Below are 16,607 nucleotides of genomic sequence, written 5' to 3'. Positions count from 1 at the left end.
GTTACATATTGTTCACTTCGAACGCATTTCCCTCAAGCTTTGTCGATGCCGCGTCAGACATGACGCGAGCTATCGGAGAAAAAAACGACACATCACTTAGCCACTATTGCACCCTATACTGCGCTAACTGTCGCATTTCCCGCTCAAGGATGAACCCCTTTCATGCGCCATCGCTTGCACTTGCCCCTGTTGATCGCCGCCGTTGTGCAACTGAGCGGCTGCGGTGCGTATCGCAATTACGATATGGAACTGCAACAGACCACCGACCAGTTCAAGGCCGGCAACATCGACAGCGCCCTGTCCGTGATCGAAGCGAACAATCCGGCCCCGGAAAAAGACCTGCTCTACTATTTCGAAAAGGGCGCCGTACTGAGTGCCGGCGGCGAGTTTGCGCAGAGCCAGACCACCTGGCGCAGCGCCGAGCAGATGATCATCGAGCGCCAGGACACCATTGAAACCACCGGCGACAAGTTGCTCGCCGCCATGGGCGATCACTGGGGCAGCATCATCAATGACAAGCTGCGCCGCTACGATGGTTACGACTACGAAAAAGTCATGCTGACCACACAAATGGCCCTCAACCAACTGGCCATGAATGATTTTGACGGCGCCCGTGCCGACATCAAGAAAACCCACGAGCGCGAAGCGCTGATCGCCCGCCAGCGGGAGCTGGAATACGAGCGTGTCGAAGAAGCGGCCAAGGCCAGCGGCGCCCGCGTCCATTACAAGGATCTGCAAGGCTACCCGGTGGTCATGCTGGAATCTTCCGCCGTCATCGCCTTGAAGAACGGCTATCAGAGCGCGTTCAGTCACTATCTTGCCGGCTTCACCTATGAAGCGCTGGGCGAGAAAGATCTGGCAGCGCCCGGCTATCGTCAGGCAATAGAACTGCGTCCGGACATGGCGTTTTTCCAGCAGGCATTGCGCGACCTCGACAGCCCTGGACTGAAGGTAGACGAAAGCGATGTGCTGATCATCGTGCAGAGCGGCCTGGCGCCGGCTCGCAGTTCCGTGCGCGTGCCCTACCCGGTGAAGTTGGCGGACGGGCAAGTCATCGTTGCCAATGTATCGTTTCCCGTGATGGTCCCTGACACCTCGACCCCGGCGTTCAATCAAGTGAGCATCGACGGTCGTCAGAAAAAGCTGATCGCCGTCAACAGCATTACCGACATGTCCTTGCGTACGCTGCGTGACGACATGCCGGGCATTATCCAGCGCACAACCTATCGGGCATTTCTGGCGGCCGATGTTCAGGCAACGGACAATCGACGCGATCCGAGCAAAGCCTCCTACGTCACTCACTGGGATGGCTTCGAGCAAGCCGACACCCGTACCTGGCGAACCCTGCCCAACCTCACCCAAGTTGTGCGCCTGCGCCTGAAAAAAGGTGAGCACCTGATCAGCCTGCCCAACGCGCCCGGGGCTGCGCCACTGAAAATCCGCATCGACCAGAACCGCCAGGTCATCAACTTGCGTGCCTTGGGTGATCGGGTGTTTGCCAATGGCAGCGCATTCCAGTCGGACGGGGCGTCGGCAAGGAGCGTGGTATCCAACCTGAAATAAGCAATGGCACCAAACTAACAAGTGAGATTAAAAAGCTATTACATAGCCATCACCGCCTGCTTATAATGCCGCGCCCGCGTTATTGCGCTCGGGCATTAAAGCTCCTCAGGTTATGAGGAATTGGCAGGAGGCCAGCGCCACTGCCGATGGGTCACACCAGCCCGACCAGCATCCGCGGCTGTATTACTCCAGGGAAGAAGTACCCCCATGGCATTCCGCGCCCCCACTCTGATCGCGCTCAGCGCCGTCACTTTGCTGTCCGGCTGTTCGGCGTTTCGCAACTACGACTCGGAACTGGCACAGACCAACCAGCAACTGGCCACCGGCAACGTCGACGCCGCGCTGACCCTGCTGGAAAAGAACAACACCGGCCCCGACAAAGACCTGCTCTATTACTTCGAGAAAGGTGAGTTGCTGCGCGCCAAGGGCGACCTTTCGGGCAGCCAGAATGCCTGGACCAGCGCCGATGGGGTGGTGGGTCAGTGGGAGGACTCGGTCAAGCTCGACACCGGTAAGTACCTGGCTCAGTTCGGCAGCTTCATCGTCAACGACAAAGTGCGTCGCTACGAAGGCTACGACTACGAAAAAGTCATGCTGACCACGCAGATGGCGCTGAACCTGCTGGCGGTCAATGACTTCGACGGCGCACGTACTGCGATCAAGAAAACTCACGAACGTGAAGCAGTGATCGCCGACCTGCGCGACAAGGAATACCTCAAGAGCGAAGAAGAGGCCGAAAAAGAAGGCATCAAGATGCAGTACAAGGACTTGCAGGGTTATCCGGTCGCCAGCCTCGACGCACCGGAAGTGGTGGGTCTGAAGAACAGCTACCAGAGTGCTTTCAGCCATTATCTGTCCGGCTTCGTCTATGAAGCGCTGGGCGAAAAAGGCCTGGCTGCACCGGGCTACCGCAAGGCTGCCGAACTGCGCCCGAACACGCCGCTGCTGGAGCAGGCGCTGGTCAATCTCGACAAGCCAAGCAAGTCCGACGACAGCGACATTCTGATCGTGGTGCAAAGCGGTCTGGCGCCGGCCCGTGATTCGATCCGTGTGCCACTGCCATTGCCGATCTCCAACAACGTGGTGATCACACCGCTGTCGTTCCCGATCATCAAACCTGACACCTCTACGGCGACGTTCGCGCAAATCGGCGTCGACGGTCAGCAGGTCGATCTGACCGCGCTCAACAGCACCACCGCCATGTCCCGCCGCGCCCTGCGTGACGACATGCCGGGGATCATCCTGCGCACCACCGTGCGGGCGATCACCAAAGGCGTGGCGCAGAAGCAGATCAACGAAACCAACCCGCTGGCCGGTCTGGCCGTCGGTATCTCTTCAGCTGTGCTCGAAGGTGCCGATACCCGTACGTGGCGCACCCTGCCGGACTACACCCAAGTGGTGCGTCTGCGTCTGAAAAAGGGTGAGCATCAGGTTACCCTGCCAAGCGCCGTGGGCGGTTCGGTGGTCAAGGTGACTGTCGATCAGCGTTATCAAGTGATCACTTTGCGCGCCGTGGGCAACCAGGTGTTCGCCGGCGGCCTCGCCGCACACGTCATCCCGAGCGCCGGCGCGACCAACGTCGCCAGCCTCAAACAACCTTAAGAACGGAGTCTTTGCATGCGTTTCAAACTCATCGCCGTCGCCGCCCTCGCCTTGCTGGCGAGCGGCTGCGCCACCCCGCCACCGCCAGAGCCGGGCAGCGCCGCGAGCAAAGTCGTGGCCATGGGTCCGCAGAAACACATCGTCGTCGGCGCCATGCGCGTCGCCCGCGAAAACGGCTTCATGACGGTCAATGTGCAGTTGAGCAACACCCTCAACAGCAACAAGATTTTCTACTACCGCTTCGCCTGGCTCGGCGCGGAAGGTTTCCCGATTGCCGAAGAAGAAGTGTGGAAAAGCCAAATGATGTACGGCGCCCAGACCAGCTTCATTCAAGGCATCGCCCCGACCCCGAAAGCCATGGACTTCCGTCTGGAAATCAAGACGCCGTAAGCCTGTCACCCAATTCCTGTTTTAGAGAGCACTCCCATGTTTGCACGCTTTTCCTGCATCGCCGTTATCGCCCTGCTGGCCTCCGGTTGCGCCAACACTTCGCCGACCCTGGGCAGCAAGAACATCAGCTACGGCGACACCAAAGCGGTTGAAACCGTAACCAACGAATTCGGTTCGACCGACCTGCAAATGATCGCCGAATCGATGACCCGCTCGCTGGCCCAGTCCGGCATTCTGCAGGGTCGTCCGGTGGTTCAGGTCTACGACGTGAAGAACAAGACCAGCGAGTACATCGACACCCGCGAAATCACCACCAGCATCAAGACTCAGCTGATGAAGACCGGTGTTGCGCGTTTCGCCAGCGACAATAACGCCATGCAAAGCCAGGTTGATCAGCTCAAGCTGCAAAACCAGAGCGGCCTGTACAAGAAGAGCACCGTGGCCAAGACTGGCAACATGGTTGCCGCCAAGTACCGCATCGAAGGTTCGATCAGCTCGATCGTCAAGCGCAGCAGCGACTACAAGGACGTCTTCTACAAATTCAGCCTGCAACTGATCGACGTTGAAAGCGGTCTGGCCGAGTGGATGGACGAAAAAGAGATCCGCAAAACCACGGAGCGTTAATTGATGCGCGCATGGATTGGCATGATGGCCCTGGCTTGCGCGTTCAGCGTGCAAGCGGCCCCGAAAGTCGCGGTGACGGATCTGGCGTATCAGGAACGTGTGGAGCAATACATCCACATCGTTTCGGCCCAGAGCAATCACCGCGAGGGTTACTACAGCTCCAGTGGCTCTTCGAGCTACAACGAGATCGAAGCGAGCACCAGCTACATCGAGCAAGGCGAGCTGCGCAAATTCACTGGCGACATCAAGGGTGAAATCCTGCGTACCGGCATGTTCCAGCTGGTGCAGGGCACGCCGTACACCGCGTCGTCCAAGGGTGACGTTTATGACGTGATCAAGCGGATCAAGGCCGGCAACTTCAAAGGCGCCGACTATGTGCTGTTTGGTACGGTGTCGGACATCGACTTCACTCAGGACGTCAACGAGCTGGCGCACACCGACAGCTATTCGGCGGTGCTGGGCCTGACGTTGGTGGCGGATTTCAGCCTGATCAACACCAAGACCTTCGAAATCACTTCGGCCTTCACGGCGATGGGTGAAGCGCAGGACACCAAACTGGTGAACCATCGCGACATCAAGATCTCGCTGAACCGCCCACGAGTGGTGCGTGACGTGTCGAAGGCGCTGGGTGAAGACGTGGCCGGGCAACTGAGCATGCAGCTCGGTGGCGGTGGTTACGAGCAGCCGCGCGAAGCGCCGCAGCGCAACAATCTGCCGCGCGATACTGCGCCAGTGATTCTGCGCTGATGACTGGCCCCTGATCATTCCCATGCTCCGCGTGGGAATGCATCCCGGAACGCTCTGCGTCCCAGCCAAAAAAAAGGCGACCCGCAAAGGTCGCCTTTTTTGTGCCCGCGATGTTTACGCCGCCGCTTTACGCAACGTCGCCATAAACGCCGCTGCACCGATGAACAGCCCGGCAAACGTGCGGTTCATGCGCTTCTGCTGCTGCGGGGTGCGCAACAGACGCAGCACCTTCGACGCCAGACCGGTGTAGCCCGCCATCACGATCAGGTCGACGCAGACCATGGTCACGCCAATCACCAGATACTGAATCAGCAACGGCGCATGCGGGTTGATGAACTGCGGCAGCACCGCCAGCATGAAGACCAAAGCCTTGGGGTTGCTGATGTTCACCAGAAAGCCACGGAATATTAGCGCCAGCGGTTTGCCGATCGGCCGTACAGCCGCGTCATCACTCATGTCCATGGGCAGCGCGCGCCATTGCTTGATGGCCAGATACACGAGGTAAGCCACACCAAACCATTTGATCGCGTGGAAGGCCGTGGCCGAAGCGGTGAGGATCGCGCCAACACCGGCGCCGACAATCGCAATCTGCACCGCCAGACCGATTTGCAAGCCGAGGGCGTTCCAGTAACCGCGCCAGAACCCGTATTGCAGACCGCTGGACATCGACGCAATGGCGCCGGCACCCGGGGACAGACTGATCACCCAGCAGGCGGCAAAAAACGCCAGCCATGTTTGAAGCTCCATCGCACACCTCGACTCATGCTCGTGACAAATGCCTAAGCTAATGCGGGTTTGAATGGATGACTACCAATTTTTGCTGAATGTTGCAGGTGCTGCTGAGGGCCCCTTCGCGAGCAAGCTCGCTCCCACATTTGATCGCGGTCTACTGTGGGAGCGAGCCTGCTCGCGAAGGTGCCAGATCAGACGCCGCAGAAATCACTTTTCGAAACCACTCGACGGAAACACATCCGTCCCGCGCCAACGTCGCACCGAGCGCTGGAAAAACAAGCTGTTCGGCACCTGCACCATGGCGCTGCCGGTCCCCAGCTCCTCCGCCTCGATCAACGTGGTGTAAAGCAGATTGATCGCCACCACCCGGCCTTTGACGCCAGGCTTGTCGGTGGTGTCCACCAGCTCAACGATATCGCCCAACCGAAACGGTCCGACAGTGAAGATCAAAATCGCGCAAAGCAGGTTCGACAGCACACTCCACATCGCAAAGAACGCGACCGCCGCCACCGCGACGAAACCCGACAGAGCCGTCCACAACACCGTGGCAGAAACGCCAAGGCGTTCCAACACGAAGATCAGCGCACTGCCCATGATCAGCCAGCGCAGCACACCACGCAGCGGCATCAGCAACTGCGGCGGGAACGGATAGCGCTCACCCAACCGGGTCAGGCCTTTGGCGACGAAGCGCTGGGTGAGGTAACCGGCCAGCAGGATCAGCAGAATCTGCACGACAAACCAGATCGGCTCGACCCACTCCGCCGGCAGCGGCAGCTTGAACGCATCCATCAGGACAGCGCCTCCAGCTCCGCTTGCATGCTTTCCAATACCTCGAGGGCTTCCATCCACGCCTCTTCCAGCTCGCCTTCACGAACCTTCAGCTTGGCCTGTTCGGCGAGCAGATCACGCAATTCGTTCTTGCGTGCCGGCTCGTAGATGTCGCTGTCGCCGAGGCTGGCGTCGACCTTGGCGAGCTTCTCGTGAAGCTTGCCCAACTCGGCTTCGAGCTTGTCGGCTTCACGCTTGTGCGGGGCCAATTGCTGACGCAACGCAGCTGCGGCCTGACGCTGAGCCTTCTTGTCGGTCTTGTCCGGGTTCACCGGCGTATTGCTGACTGGCGCGTTGCGCTGGCGGTATTCCACCAGCCAGCGCGCATAGTCTTCGAGGTCGCCATCGAACTCTTCGACCTTGCCGTCTGCGACCAGGTAGAAGTTATCGGTGGTGCTCTTGAGCAAGTGCCGATCGTGAGACACCACCAACACCGCACCGCTGAATTCCTGCAGCGCCATGGTCAGCGCCAGGCGCATTTCCAGGTCGAGGTGGTTGGTCGGTTCGTCGAGCAGCAGCAGGTTTGGTCGTTCCCAGGCGATCAGCGCCAAGGCCAGACGCGCCTTTTCACCACCGGAGAAATTCAGCACTGGCTCATCGATGCGTGCGCCACGGAAATCGAAGCCGCCGAGGAAGTCGCGCAGAGTCTGCTCGCGTTCGCTCGGCGCCAGACGCTGCATGTGCAGCAACGGACTGGCCTTGGAATCCAGCGAGTCGAGCTGATGCTGAGCGAAGTAGCCGACCACGGTGTTCTCGCCACGGGTCAGGCGCCCGGCGATCGGAGACAGCTCGCCGGCAAGGTTCTTGATCAGGGTCGATTTACCCGCGCCGTTCGGCCCGAGCAGGCCGATCCGCGCACCCGGGGTCAGTTGCAGCTTGACCTTCTCGAGGATGGTTTTGTCGCCGTAACCGAGGCTCGCATCAGACAGATCGATCAGCGGGCTGGATATCTTGCTCGACTCGCGGAAAACGAAATCGAACGGCGAATCGACGTGGGCCGCCGACAGCTCTTCCATCCGCTCCAGGGCTTTGATCCGGCTCTGCGCCTGACGGGCCTTGGTCGCTTGCGCCTTGAAGCGGGCGATGTAGCTTTCCATGTGCGCACGTTGCGCCTGCTGCTTCTCGTAGGCCTGTTGCTGCTGGGCCAGACGCTCGGCACGGGCGCGTTCGAATGCGGTATAGCCGCCGCGATACAAAGTGATCTTGCGCTGATCGACATGCGCCACGTGGTCGACGACTTCGTCGAGGAAATCGCGGTCGTGGGAAATCAGCAGCAAGGTGCCCGGGTAGCTTTTCAGCCACTCTTCGAGCCAGATGATCGCGTCGAGATCCAAGTGGTTGGTCGGTTCGTCGAGCAGCAACAAGTCCGACGGGCACATCAAGGCCTGCGCCAGATTCAGACGCATCCGCCAGCCACCGGAGAAATCACCGACCTGACGATCCATCTGCTCGTTGGTGAAACCCAGACCGGCGAGCAACTTGCGCGCTCGTGCGTCGGCGGTGTAACCGTCGGCGCTGTCGAGTTCCGAGTGCAGGCGGGCCTGAGCGGCACCGTCGTGCGCGGCTTCGGCGGCGGCGAGGTCACGTTGCACCTCGCGTAGACGCAGGTCGCCATCGAGCACATAGTCGACGGCAAGCCGCTCGAGCGTCTCGATTTCCTGGCGCATGTGGGCGATGCGCCAGTCGGCCGGCAAGAAGCAGTCACCCGAATCCGGGTGCAGCTCACCCCGGATCAAAGCGAAAAGGCTCGATTTGCCGGCGCCGTTGGCACCGATGAGGCCGGCTTTGTGGCCGGCGTGCAGGGTCAGCTCGGCGTCTTCTAGCAGACGTTGCGGGCCACGCTGTAAAGTCAGGTTCTGAAGTCGGATCATAATGGCGGCGGAGTCTACCAGCTTCGCTCACAACTGGCGCGAGTAGCACGATGTCCTCTGACCTGTGGAGCTTTTCCCTTGCCACCTACGCCCGACCGGGCGTGGAAGACGCCTGCCTGCAACTGCAAACGGCGGGTGCCAATGTGTGCCTGCTGCTGTGCGGCTTATGGCTGGAACAACGTGGCGCAACCTGCGACGAACAACGCGTAAGGCAGCTTCAGGCGCTGACCGGACAGTGGGATATCGAGGTGGTGCAGCCGCTGCGAACCCTGCGCATGCAATGGAAAGCGCGGGCGGTGGATGACGCGGTTTTGAAAGGCATGCGCGAGCAGATCAAATCACTCGAGCTGGAAGCTGAGCGAGCGTTGCTGTCACGGCTTGAGGGTGTGGCGCAGGAGTGGATGCAAAACGACGCAGGCTCGGCAACCTGGCTGGAAGAATTGGCCGGCATGGCGGCCAGCCCGAACCGCGACGCGCTGCAAGTGCTGCGCGTCGCGGCAACCGGCACTTAGGAAGCGCTGGTCGGGTTGTTGCTGACGCTCGACGCAGCGGCTGGCGATGGCGTAGTCGATGGCGTCGAGGTAGTAGCGGCTGGAGCAGGTGCCGATGGCGCAGCCGACGCTGCCGGTGCGGCTGGCTTAGCAGCAGGCGCGGTAGCCGGTTTAGCAGCAGCTGGTTTAGCGGCAGCTGGTTTAGCGGCAGCTGGTTTGGCAGCGGCTGGCTTTTTAACGGCTGGTTTTGCAGCTGGCTTGGCGGCTGGTTTTGCAGCAACAGGCTTGGCAGCAGCAGTCGCTGGTTTGGCAGCAGCGGCCGGTTTAGCGGCTGGCTTGGCTGCCGGTTTGGCGGCGGCATTCACGGCTGGTTTGGCAGCAGCTTTTGCTGGCGCTTTTGCAGCAGGTTTGGCGGCAGCTGGTTTAGCGGCAGTCTTGGCAGCTGGTTTTGCAGCAGCAGGTTTAGCAGCAGGTTTAGCTGCGGCGGTTTTCGCTGGAGCAGCTTTTGCTGCAGCTGGTTTGGCGGCTGGTTTAGCAGCGGCGGCACGGGTAGCCGGCTTGGCAGCGGCAGTACGCGCAGCAGGTTTTGCCGCCGTGCTTTTAGCCGCTGGTTTTGCAGCGCTCGCCGCAGCAGGTTTCTTCGCTGCAGGTTTTGCGGCCGCTTTGGCAGCTGGTTTTGCAGCGGCTTTCACCGGTGTTTTTGCAGCTGGCTTGGCAGCGGTTTTAGCAGCAGCTTTTGCAGCAGGCTTGGCCGCCGCGGTTTTCGCTGGAGCTTTTGCAGCAGCAGGTTTGGCAGCTGCTTTCTTCGCCGGTGCCGCTGCCGGTTTGGCTGCACGCGAGGACAACACTTTGCCCACGGCTTCTTGAACGCGACCAACACCTTGGGCCAGTTTCAGGCTTTCCTGGGCATCGCGCTTGAGTTGCAGAATGTAGCTGCGGGTGTCGGACTGACGATCCTTCAAGGCATCGAGAAGGTCTTCCAGTTCTTTCACTGCGCCCTTGGCTTTGGTCTGTGCCTTGGCTTTGCCGGCGGCAGCTGCGTCCTGCAATTTGGTGCGGGATTTATGAAGTTTTTCCTGCGCCTTGCCGCGTTGCTTTTCCAGTTTGGCGAGCAGTTTTTCAGCATCAGCCAAGGCTTGGGAGCAAGCGTTTTCCAGATGCTCGAGCAAGCTGCCCGAGAGTTGTTGGAGTAAGTGCAACGGAGTATTTACAGGCTTCTTGGTGGCCGACATGGTTTACCTCCTGGCTGACGTGGGTGCGGCTCATACTAGACCTCTGCAGTTACCGCCGCTAGGGCATCTTGACAGTATCGATTGCGTTGCGTTGCACCGAATCGAAAATGTTCTGCGCGAAGTCAAAAGCAGTTCACCGTTGCAGACGTTCGCGCTGGCATAATCCACCGCATCTCAGGACGGAGAGTGCCCATGTCGCGCTACTTTTTTTTATCCCTCTGGATGATTTTTTCGGCCGCTCACGCGGACGAAAAAACCACCGCGAACGATGCTCACGATCTGGCCTACAGCCTCGGTGCCAGCCTCGGTGAACGGCTGCGCCAGGAAGTCCCGCAATTGCAGATTCAGGCGCTGATCGATGGCTTGCAGCAAGCCTATCAAGGCAAGCCGCTGGCACTGAGCGAAGCACGCATCGAACAGATTCTGGCCGATCATGAAGCGCAACATGCCGAACATTCTGCGCAGCCTTCGAGCGACGCGGCGATGGAAAACGAGCAACGTTTTCTGACCGCTGAAAAAGCCAGACCGGGCGTAAAAGAACTGGCCGACGGCATCCTGCTCACCGAGCTGACACCTGGCAATGGCACCAAGGCCGGGCCTGACGGAAAAGTGCAGGTGCTGTATGTCGGTCGACTGCCGGATGGCACGGTGTTCGATCAAAACACTCAGCCGCAATGGTTCAACCTCGACAGCGTGATCGCGGGTTGGCGCACCGCGCTGCAGAACATGCCGGTGGGAGCAAAATGGCGACTGGTGATTCCGTCGGATCAGGCCTATGGCGCCGACGGTGCCGGCGACCTGATTGCACCGTTCACACCGCTGGTATTTGAAGTGGAATTGCGTGGCGCGACGAGTTGATCGGGCAATAAAAAACGGTGCGCTTTCGGGCGCACCGTTTTTTTTGATCAGGATTCGGGATCAGGCCTGAACCGGATCTTCTTCCTTGTGTGCTGTGTGCAGCACTTCAATCAGGCAGTCTTCCAGCTCGAAGCGCTCGTGCAGCAGGCCGCCGAGTTCCTTGAACTTCTCGGCTACGCATTTGCCTTCATCGCACAGATCGTTGAAGGCGAGCAGCTTCTCGGTGATGACGTCGATGCGCGGATAGATCGTCTCGGCGAGTTCCAGACCACGCTTGTCGTTGAACGCCTTGGCTTCGCCAGTCAGCTGTTCGTAGATTTCGAAGTGCCCGGCCGAGACGTAATCGACCAGCACACCGCAGAATTCCTGCAGAGGCTTGCGGCTCTCGGACAGCGACTCAGGCTGTGCACCGAGTTTGTCGTAGGCACCGATCAGATCTTCACGCTCTTGCAACCAGCGGTCGATCAGCAGATGAACTCCACCCCAACGTTCCTGAGCATTCTGACAACTTTCGAGCATGGCGATCTCTCTTCCCTTGTGGGTCATGCTGCTCTACACCCGCGCCCCTCTTTTGATTTTGCCTTGGGGAACGGCCGGGCAGAGCGTCATCGAGCAACATAAATCCAATGACACGTGCGGGCCAGATTATGCCCGCGCGCCTATGGCTTCAAGGTACGCAGGAGATAAAGTTCATACAAGTGTTTAATCCCGCAGCAGCACCGAGTGCGACGCTTCGCCGCTGAGCGGGCGTTGCAGAGCACTCCAGACCAGCCGCAACAATTGATACACCGCCAGAATCGAGACGGCGACAAAGAACAACAGGCTCCACTCCGGGATGCTCAGGTCGAACAGGGTCCAGGAAATTTCCGCACAATCGGCACCGCCGCTAAACAATGTTTGCAAGGCACAGATCCATGGCAGACCGCTGAATAAGGCCTCGGGAGCTGGCGAGCAATTGAGCAGGTGCAGCAGCGGATCGCTCTGTATCAATACCTGCCGCCAGGCCGCCGTGGTGCCTCCCATGCTCGCGCCCAAGGTCAACAGCCAGTACAACCACAGACCAACACGCCTGGGGCCGTGCACCGCTGCCACACCACTGGACACGCACAGTAGCGTAAGGAACAGACGCTGCACCAGGCACAGGCTGCACGGCGTCAGGCCGACAGCATATTCAAGATAATAGGAAGCTCCCAGAGCAAAGGCCCCCGCAGTGAAAGCCATGAAGAACAAGGAGCGTGAGCAGGCCAACGACATGGCTTTTCCGTAACAGTAGAGACAGACGGTTACGGTAGAGGAAAGCGTGTCAGCCTTTCAAGGCAAGGCCCTGCCGACAGTTCACCAGAGGTGTAGGGAAAACCCGACAGGTTCGATAGGAATCGGTGTAGCCCGTTGTAGGAATTTGCCTCAGGCGCTCAACGAAGTGGAAAATTCAGCCACAAAAGGTAAGCGAGGGAGCGAACTCCCTCGCCACTTCAGACATGGGCCGGAACCGGCAACGGCGCGGCCAGCAGGCGCTCGTCCAGCAGACCAAGGCCTTCCTGGAACAACTGATTGCTGCGCTCGGTATCGCCCAACTGGGCGAGCAGGCGCGCCAGCTCCGCACAGGCCTCGGGATTGCGCTGCACACGCAGACTGCTTTCCAGGTAATCCCGTGCCTTGCCCCACAGACTGGTTTGCAGGCACAGTCGGCCGAGGGTCAACAGCAAGCTCGGATCGTTCGGATGATCCTTCAGCCAGCCTTCGGCGGTTTGCAACTGACGCGCTGGATCGCTACCGCGCACCAGACCGTAGAGACGGGCCAGATGGCTGTCGTACTTGCGCTTGAGGGCATTGCGCAGCACTTCTTCCGCTTCGACCTGAGCGCCCAACTGACGCAGTTGTTCGGCGTACGCCAACACCAAGGGTGGCTCCTGACGTTGAGCTGAGGTGAGTTGCTCCCAAGCGCGCGTGAGCGACTGCAAGCCAACGGTCCCGTCCTCTTCACGCTGCGCTGCCAGCGACAGGTTTTCACCCCAGGCGCGGCGTTCCAGTTCAGCCAGTTCGGCGGGTGGCAGGACTTTGTCCTTGCGCAACTCCGGCAGCAAACGAATCACCGCCGACCATTCGCCGCGCTGCTGATACAAGCGCTGCAACTGACGCAGCGTCTGTGCATTGCGCGGATGGCGATCGTGCATCGCTTGCAGGGTGACCAAGGCACCGTCGGTATCGCCACGGTCGGTCTGCAACTGCGCATGACTCAGAGCAATAGCCAGTTCTGCTTGAGGCTGACGCTCCAGTGCGCGCTCCAGCAAACGATCGCACTCTTCGTAATTGCCTTGCTCATTGGCTGCGCGGGCAGCGCCGAGGTAGTACAGCAATGGCTGACGCTCGGCTTCAGCTGCTCGATAAAGATGACGCTGAGCACTGGCCCAGCGACCTTCGGCCAGATCCAGTTGACCGTGCTCGATCGCTACCTGCACGCGCCGACTGCGGTTACGGCGCGACCAGGGATTGACCACGCCCGTGGAGGTCATGACCAGCTCGACCAACGCCTTGATGCCCCAGATCAGCAGCCACAACACTGCGATCACCGCCAGTGTCGCCCACAGGCTCGACTCGTAGCGGAAGCTCTTGTAGGCCACCAGCACGTAACCGGAATGCTCGGCAATAGCCAGACCCAGTGCCGCCGTCGCCGCTATCACCAGAAACACAATCACATACAGGCGTTTCATGGCGTAGCCTCCTGCGCGGTGCTGGCGGCAGGTTTGGCGAAAGGTTTCACCGATTCTTCGGCATTGACGTTGCGCCGCTCAAGATAGGCTTGCACCGCACTCAGCGTGCCGGCCAAGTCCGGCGTCGTGACCGTGACCGGTTCCTTGCTTAGCTCGGCAACCTGTTCGAGCATCACTTTGCTTTGCGGATTGTCCGGGTTGAAATTGCCCTTGAGGACATCACGCGCCTCAGCCAGCGCCTGGGTGTAGACCGGCGCCTGACCGTTGAGCGCGGCCCACTGCGCCTGCTCCAGCGCCAGGCTCAGGGCCAGACGCACTTGACTCAGGCTCTGCCCGGCCAGCAGCGGCCGCACATTCTTGTCGGCATTGAAATCGATACGGATGTAGCGCGAGACCTTATCCCACCACTGCGCCCAACGACTGGCGCCATCACCGTCGGCAGTCAGGCCCAGCAGCGATTCACCGCGATCCTTGTACTCCGGCGCCAGCTCGGTGAGGTCGATGACTTGATCACGCAGCGCGCCGAGACGCAGGAACAAACCGGTACGATCCGGTTGTGCAGTGCTGCGCAGCGCCACGAGGGTTTTCGCCACTTGCTCGCGAGCGGCGAAGGAACCGGGATCGTTTTGCTCACGGAGGATTTCGTCAGCGCCCTGCACCAGCGCTTGAGCGCTGCTGATGTCCTGCAACGCCGAAAGACGCAGGCTGGCCAGACGCAGCAGATGCTCGGCCTCGGCCAGGCGCCAGTCCTTGCGGCTGGCGCCCAGCACCGTTTCAAGACGTTGATTGAGGCGCTGTTGGTCGCCCTGGAGTTGCGTCACCAGACGCTGGCGCTCGGCAAGTTCGTCGGCCCCTGGCAACTGCGCGAGGCGCTCGGTCAGGCGCTGTTCATTGAGCTTCAGGCTCTGCGCCTGATCGTTCAACGCCTGCACTTCACCGGACTGCTGCTGAGTGTTGGTCTGCAGGTGACGGACCTGCCAGACACCCCAGCCGCCGATCGCGACACCGGCGGCGCCGAGCAACAAGGCGACGATGGCCAATCCATTGCCTCGGCGCGGCTCTGTGGCCGGCGGTGGAGTTTCAACCTGGGGTTCAATCACAGGCTGGACGTCATCTTTTGGCAAGGCTGTTTCGCTCACGTATCCATCCTTTGCATTAGAAAACGGGTACGGGATGCTCCCGTAGCGCCGTCAGCAAAGCCGCGGCACTCGCGCCGCGGCAATCCACAACTGTTTGAGCCCCGGCGGCAAGTGCCAGCTCGGCGACTCTTGGGCTTGGAACAAACAACGGCAATTGCGCAATTGTTGGCCAGGCATCGCCGGCCATCTGACGCAGGTGCTCGAAACCCTGTCCACTGCTGACCACCAGCCCGTTCAAGCGTTCCGCTTCGATCCGCCGTGGCAGTTCATCCGGGGCATAGGCTGGCAGGTCGCGTCGATACAATTCCAGATACTCGACACTAGCACCTAGCTCACGCAAACGCTCGGCGAGCAGTTCACGCCCACCCTCTCCACGCAGGATCAATACCTGCGCCCCGGGCTGACCGACCGCTGCACGCAGACGCGGCAATTGCAGCAAGGCTTCACTGTCATCGCCATCGGCCGGGAAGCTGACGTCGAGGCCATGCTCGCGCAGAATCTGTGCGGTCGCCGCGCCGACGCTGAACCACGGCATTGTCAGCGAAGACGAGTTGCCGAGCAGATCCAGCGCAATGCGTGCCGCCGGCTTGCTGACCACGATCACCGCGTCGCAACGCGGTAACCGCGCAATCGCCTGACGAATATTGTCAGAGACCGGCAGCGCAACAATGTCCAGAAGCGGCAAACAACTACTGAAAAAACCCTGCACTGCCAACGTCTGCGCCAGCGCCGTGCAGTCATCCGCAGGGCGGGTCAGCAGCAGGCGCCAGCCAGTCACTCGTGACCCGCCTCGCCATAGACCGCTTTGAGAATATCGTCGGCGCCCTGGCTGAGCAGATCTTCGGCCACCTTCACGCCCAATCCTTCGGCATCGGCACGTGGCGCACGAGCTTCGGCGCTAAGCAGCTTGCCACCGCTCGGTTCACCGACCAGACCGCGCAACCACAACTGCTCGCCTTCCAGCACGGCGTAGCAGGCGATCGGCACTTGGCAGCCGCCATTCAGATGTTTGTTGAGGGCACGTTCGGCAGTGACGCGCGACGAGGTGTCGGCGTGATGCAGCGGTGCGAGCAAGGCGTGGATTGCAGTGTCAGCGCTGCGGCATTCGATACCGACTGCACCCTGGCCACCGGCCGGCAGGCTGTCATCGACACTGATCGCCGAAGTGATGCGGTCTTCAAAACCGAGGCGGATCAAACCGGCTGCCGCGAGAATAATTGCGTCGTACTCGCCGGCGTCAAGCTTGGCCAGGCGGGTGTTGACGTTGCCGCGCAGGAAGCGAATTTGCAGATCCGGGCGACGGGTCAGCAATTGCGCCTGACGACGCAGGCTGGAGGTGCCGACAATGGCGCCGGCAGGCAACGCATCGAGGCTGGCGTAGGTATTGGAAACGAAGGCATCACGCGGGTCTTCGCGCTCGCAGATGCAGAACAGACCGAGGCCTTCCGGGAAGTCCATCGGCACGTCTTTCATCGAGTGGACGGCGATGTCGGCTTCGTTTTCCAGCAACGCGGTTTCCAGTTCTTTGACGAACAGACCCTTGCCGCCGATTTTCGACAGGGGCGAATCGAGCAGCTTGTCGCCGCGACTGACCATGGGCACCAGCGTCACCAGCAGACCCGGATGGGCCGCTTCCAGACGGGCTTTGACGTATTCGGCCTGCCAGAGGGCCAGCGCACTTTTACGGGTGGCGATGCGGATTTCGCGAGAGGACATGGATCAATCCGTACTGAATAGATACGGCGGATAATAACAGCTCAGCCAAATCCACTTTGACCTGAATCAGAGTCGGCGCGGCCTCCCTGGCCTGCAATGCCCG

Annotated in this window: 17 protein-coding genes; 7 read left to right on the top strand and 10 right to left on the bottom strand. The window is 60.3% G+C overall.

Translation table 11 applies throughout. From position 1 onward, the window contains the following. Nucleotides 1-162: 162 nt before the first annotated feature. The 5 genes from ACI514_RS26640 (at nucleotide 163) to ACI514_RS26620 (ending at nucleotide 4,926) form a co-directional block, all read left to right on the top strand. Nucleotides 163-1,563 (top strand): COG3014 family protein, encoded by a 1,401-nt coding sequence (locus ACI514_RS26640; RefSeq protein ID WP_160059853.1) that lies wholly within the window; start codon nucleotides 163-165, stop codon nucleotides 1,561-1,563. 207 nt (nucleotides 1,564-1,770) lie between these two features. Continuing rightward, on the top strand, nucleotides 1,771-3,165 hold the full coding sequence (locus ACI514_RS26635) for a COG3014 family protein (protein ID WP_405122675.1): 1,395 nt from the start codon (nucleotides 1,771-1,773) through the stop codon (nucleotides 3,163-3,165). Between the two features lie 15 nt (nucleotides 3,166-3,180). Further along, nucleotides 3,181-3,555 (top strand): YcfL family protein, encoded by a 375-nt coding sequence (locus ACI514_RS26630; RefSeq protein WP_127930191.1) that lies wholly within the window; start codon nucleotides 3,181-3,183, stop codon nucleotides 3,553-3,555. Between the two features lie 36 nt (nucleotides 3,556-3,591). Further along, on the top strand, nucleotides 3,592-4,179 hold the full coding sequence (lpoB, locus tag ACI514_RS26625; protein WP_016772610.1) for a penicillin-binding protein activator LpoB: 588 nt from the start codon (nucleotides 3,592-3,594) through the stop codon (nucleotides 4,177-4,179). Nucleotides 4,180-4,182: 3 nt separating this feature from the next. Then, nucleotides 4,183-4,926: a penicillin-binding protein activator LpoB gene (locus ACI514_RS26620; RefSeq protein WP_160059855.1), complete on the top strand. Its 744-nt coding sequence runs from the start codon at nucleotides 4,183-4,185 to the stop codon at nucleotides 4,924-4,926. 114 nt (nucleotides 4,927-5,040) lie between these two features. On the opposite strand, the gene rhtB is transcribed toward ACI514_RS26620, so the two are convergent. The 3 genes from rhtB to ACI514_RS26605 all read right to left on the bottom strand — a co-directional run bounded on the left by rhtB (nucleotide 5,041) and on the right by ACI514_RS26605 (nucleotide 8,357). Then, on the bottom strand, nucleotides 5,041-5,673 hold the full coding sequence (gene rhtB / locus ACI514_RS26615; protein ID WP_160059856.1) for a homoserine/homoserine lactone efflux protein: 633 nt from the start codon (nucleotides 5,671-5,673) through the stop codon (nucleotides 5,041-5,043). 192 nt (nucleotides 5,674-5,865) lie between these two features. Then, nucleotides 5,866-6,447 carry a mechanosensitive ion channel family protein gene (locus ACI514_RS26610; protein WP_160059857.1) on the bottom strand — a complete coding sequence of 194 codons (582 nt, stop codon included), beginning with the start codon at nucleotides 6,445-6,447 and terminating at the stop codon, nucleotides 5,866-5,868. Then, entirely contained in the window at nucleotides 6,447-8,357 is a 1,911-nt protein-coding gene (locus ACI514_RS26605; protein WP_160059858.1) for an ATP-binding cassette domain-containing protein, read from the bottom strand. Before ACI514_RS26605 ends, ACI514_RS26610 begins: the two co-directional genes overlap by 1 nt. Before the next feature lie 50 nt (nucleotides 8,358-8,407). On the opposite strand from ACI514_RS26605, the gene ACI514_RS26600 reads away from it, so the two are divergent. Beyond that, nucleotides 8,408-8,869 carry a TIGR02444 family protein gene (locus ACI514_RS26600; RefSeq protein ID WP_405122674.1) on the top strand — a complete coding sequence of 154 codons (462 nt, stop codon included), beginning with the start codon at nucleotides 8,408-8,410 and terminating at the stop codon, nucleotides 8,867-8,869. On the opposite strand, the gene ACI514_RS26595 is transcribed toward ACI514_RS26600, so the two are convergent. After that, nucleotides 8,866-10,080 (bottom strand): AlgP family protein, encoded by a 1,215-nt coding sequence (locus ACI514_RS26595; protein ID WP_405122673.1) that lies wholly within the window; start codon nucleotides 10,078-10,080, stop codon nucleotides 8,866-8,868. The genes ACI514_RS26600 and ACI514_RS26595 overlap by 4 nt on opposite strands. A 192-nt stretch (nucleotides 10,081-10,272) precedes the next feature. On the opposite strand from ACI514_RS26595, the gene ACI514_RS26590 reads away from it, so the two are divergent. Continuing rightward, entirely contained in the window at nucleotides 10,273-10,938 is a 666-nt protein-coding gene (locus ACI514_RS26590) for an FKBP-type peptidyl-prolyl cis-trans isomerase (protein ID WP_160059861.1), read from the top strand. 60 nt (nucleotides 10,939-10,998) lie between these two features. Here the strand turns inward: ACI514_RS26590 and ACI514_RS26585 are convergent, their stop codons facing one another. From ACI514_RS26585 to hemC, 6 genes are all read right to left on the bottom strand, one after another. Further along, nucleotides 10,999-11,457, bottom strand: coding sequence for an Rsd/AlgQ family anti-sigma factor (locus tag ACI514_RS26585; protein WP_064116385.1), 459 nt, complete (start codon nucleotides 11,455-11,457; stop codon nucleotides 10,999-11,001). A gap of 183 nt (nucleotides 11,458-11,640) precedes the next feature. Next, nucleotides 11,641-12,192: a disulfide bond formation protein B gene (locus tag ACI514_RS26580; RefSeq protein WP_160059862.1), complete on the bottom strand. Its 552-nt coding sequence runs from the start codon at nucleotides 12,190-12,192 to the stop codon at nucleotides 11,641-11,643. Between the two features lie 218 nt (nucleotides 12,193-12,410). Next, the gene (locus ACI514_RS26575; RefSeq protein ID WP_405122672.1) at nucleotides 12,411-13,649 is read right to left on the bottom strand and encodes a heme biosynthesis protein HemY; all 1,239 of its coding nucleotides are present in this window, start codon (nucleotides 13,647-13,649) and stop codon (nucleotides 12,411-12,413) included. Further along, nucleotides 13,646-14,788: a uroporphyrinogen-III C-methyltransferase gene (locus ACI514_RS26570; RefSeq protein WP_405122671.1), complete on the bottom strand. Its 1,143-nt coding sequence runs from the start codon at nucleotides 14,786-14,788 to the stop codon at nucleotides 13,646-13,648. The genes ACI514_RS26575 and ACI514_RS26570 overlap by 4 nt, the downstream gene beginning before the upstream one ends. A gap of 16 nt (nucleotides 14,789-14,804) precedes the next feature. Continuing rightward, nucleotides 14,805-15,566, bottom strand: coding sequence for a uroporphyrinogen-III synthase (locus ACI514_RS26565; protein WP_160059865.1), 762 nt, complete (start codon nucleotides 15,564-15,566; stop codon nucleotides 14,805-14,807). Beyond that, nucleotides 15,563-16,504: a hydroxymethylbilane synthase gene (hemC, locus tag ACI514_RS26560; protein ID WP_160059866.1), complete on the bottom strand. Its 942-nt coding sequence runs from the start codon at nucleotides 16,502-16,504 to the stop codon at nucleotides 15,563-15,565. The genes ACI514_RS26565 and hemC overlap by 4 nt, the downstream gene beginning before the upstream one ends. Nucleotides 16,505-16,607 lie beyond the last annotated feature (103 nt).

The organism is Pseudomonas sp. M20 (assembly GCF_045037865.1).
Classification (GTDB): Bacteria; Pseudomonadota; Gammaproteobacteria; order Pseudomonadales; family Pseudomonadaceae; genus Aquipseudomonas.
Note: the sequence above shows the minus strand (reverse complement) of the source record. Positions and strands in the feature narration are given on the sequence as shown.

Excerpts from the sequence above, each read along its gene's own strand:
- ACI514_RS26640 (WP_160059853.1), top strand. The coding sequence starts at position 163 with ATGCGCCATCGCTTGCACTTGCCCCTGTTGATCGCCGCCGTTGTGCAA.
- ACI514_RS26635 (WP_405122675.1), top strand. The coding sequence starts at position 1,771 with ATGGCATTCCGCGCCCCCACTCTGATCGCGCTCAGCGCCGTCACTTTG.
- ACI514_RS26630 (WP_127930191.1), top strand. The coding sequence starts at position 3,181 with ATGCGTTTCAAACTCATCGCCGTCGCCGCCCTCGCCTTGCTGGCGAGC.
- lpoB (WP_016772610.1), top strand. The coding sequence starts at position 3,592 with ATGTTTGCACGCTTTTCCTGCATCGCCGTTATCGCCCTGCTGGCCTCC.
- ACI514_RS26620 (WP_160059855.1), top strand. The coding sequence starts at position 4,183 with ATGCGCGCATGGATTGGCATGATGGCCCTGGCTTGCGCGTTCAGCGTG.
- rhtB (WP_160059856.1), bottom strand. The coding sequence starts at position 5,673 with ATGGAGCTTCAAACATGGCTGGCGTTTTTTGCCGCCTGCTGGGTGATC.
- ACI514_RS26610 (WP_160059857.1), bottom strand. The coding sequence starts at position 6,447 with ATGGATGCGTTCAAGCTGCCGCTGCCGGCGGAGTGGGTCGAGCCGATC.
- ACI514_RS26605 (WP_160059858.1), bottom strand. The coding sequence starts at position 8,357 with ATGATCCGACTTCAGAACCTGACTTTACAGCGTGGCCCGCAACGTCTG.
- ACI514_RS26600 (WP_405122674.1), top strand. The coding sequence starts at position 8,408 with ATGTCCTCTGACCTGTGGAGCTTTTCCCTTGCCACCTACGCCCGACCG.
- ACI514_RS26595 (WP_405122673.1), bottom strand. The coding sequence starts at position 10,080 with ATGTCGGCCACCAAGAAGCCTGTAAATACTCCGTTGCACTTACTCCAA.
- ACI514_RS26590 (WP_160059861.1), top strand. The coding sequence starts at position 10,273 with ATGTCGCGCTACTTTTTTTTATCCCTCTGGATGATTTTTTCGGCCGCT.
- ACI514_RS26585 (WP_064116385.1), bottom strand. The coding sequence starts at position 11,457 with ATGCTCGAAAGTTGTCAGAATGCTCAGGAACGTTGGGGTGGAGTTCAT.
- ACI514_RS26580 (WP_160059862.1), bottom strand. The coding sequence starts at position 12,192 with ATGTCGTTGGCCTGCTCACGCTCCTTGTTCTTCATGGCTTTCACTGCG.
- ACI514_RS26575 (WP_405122672.1), bottom strand. The coding sequence starts at position 13,649 with ATGAAACGCCTGTATGTGATTGTGTTTCTGGTGATAGCGGCGACGGCG.
- hemC (WP_160059866.1), bottom strand. The coding sequence starts at position 16,504 with ATGTCCTCTCGCGAAATCCGCATCGCCACCCGTAAAAGTGCGCTGGCC.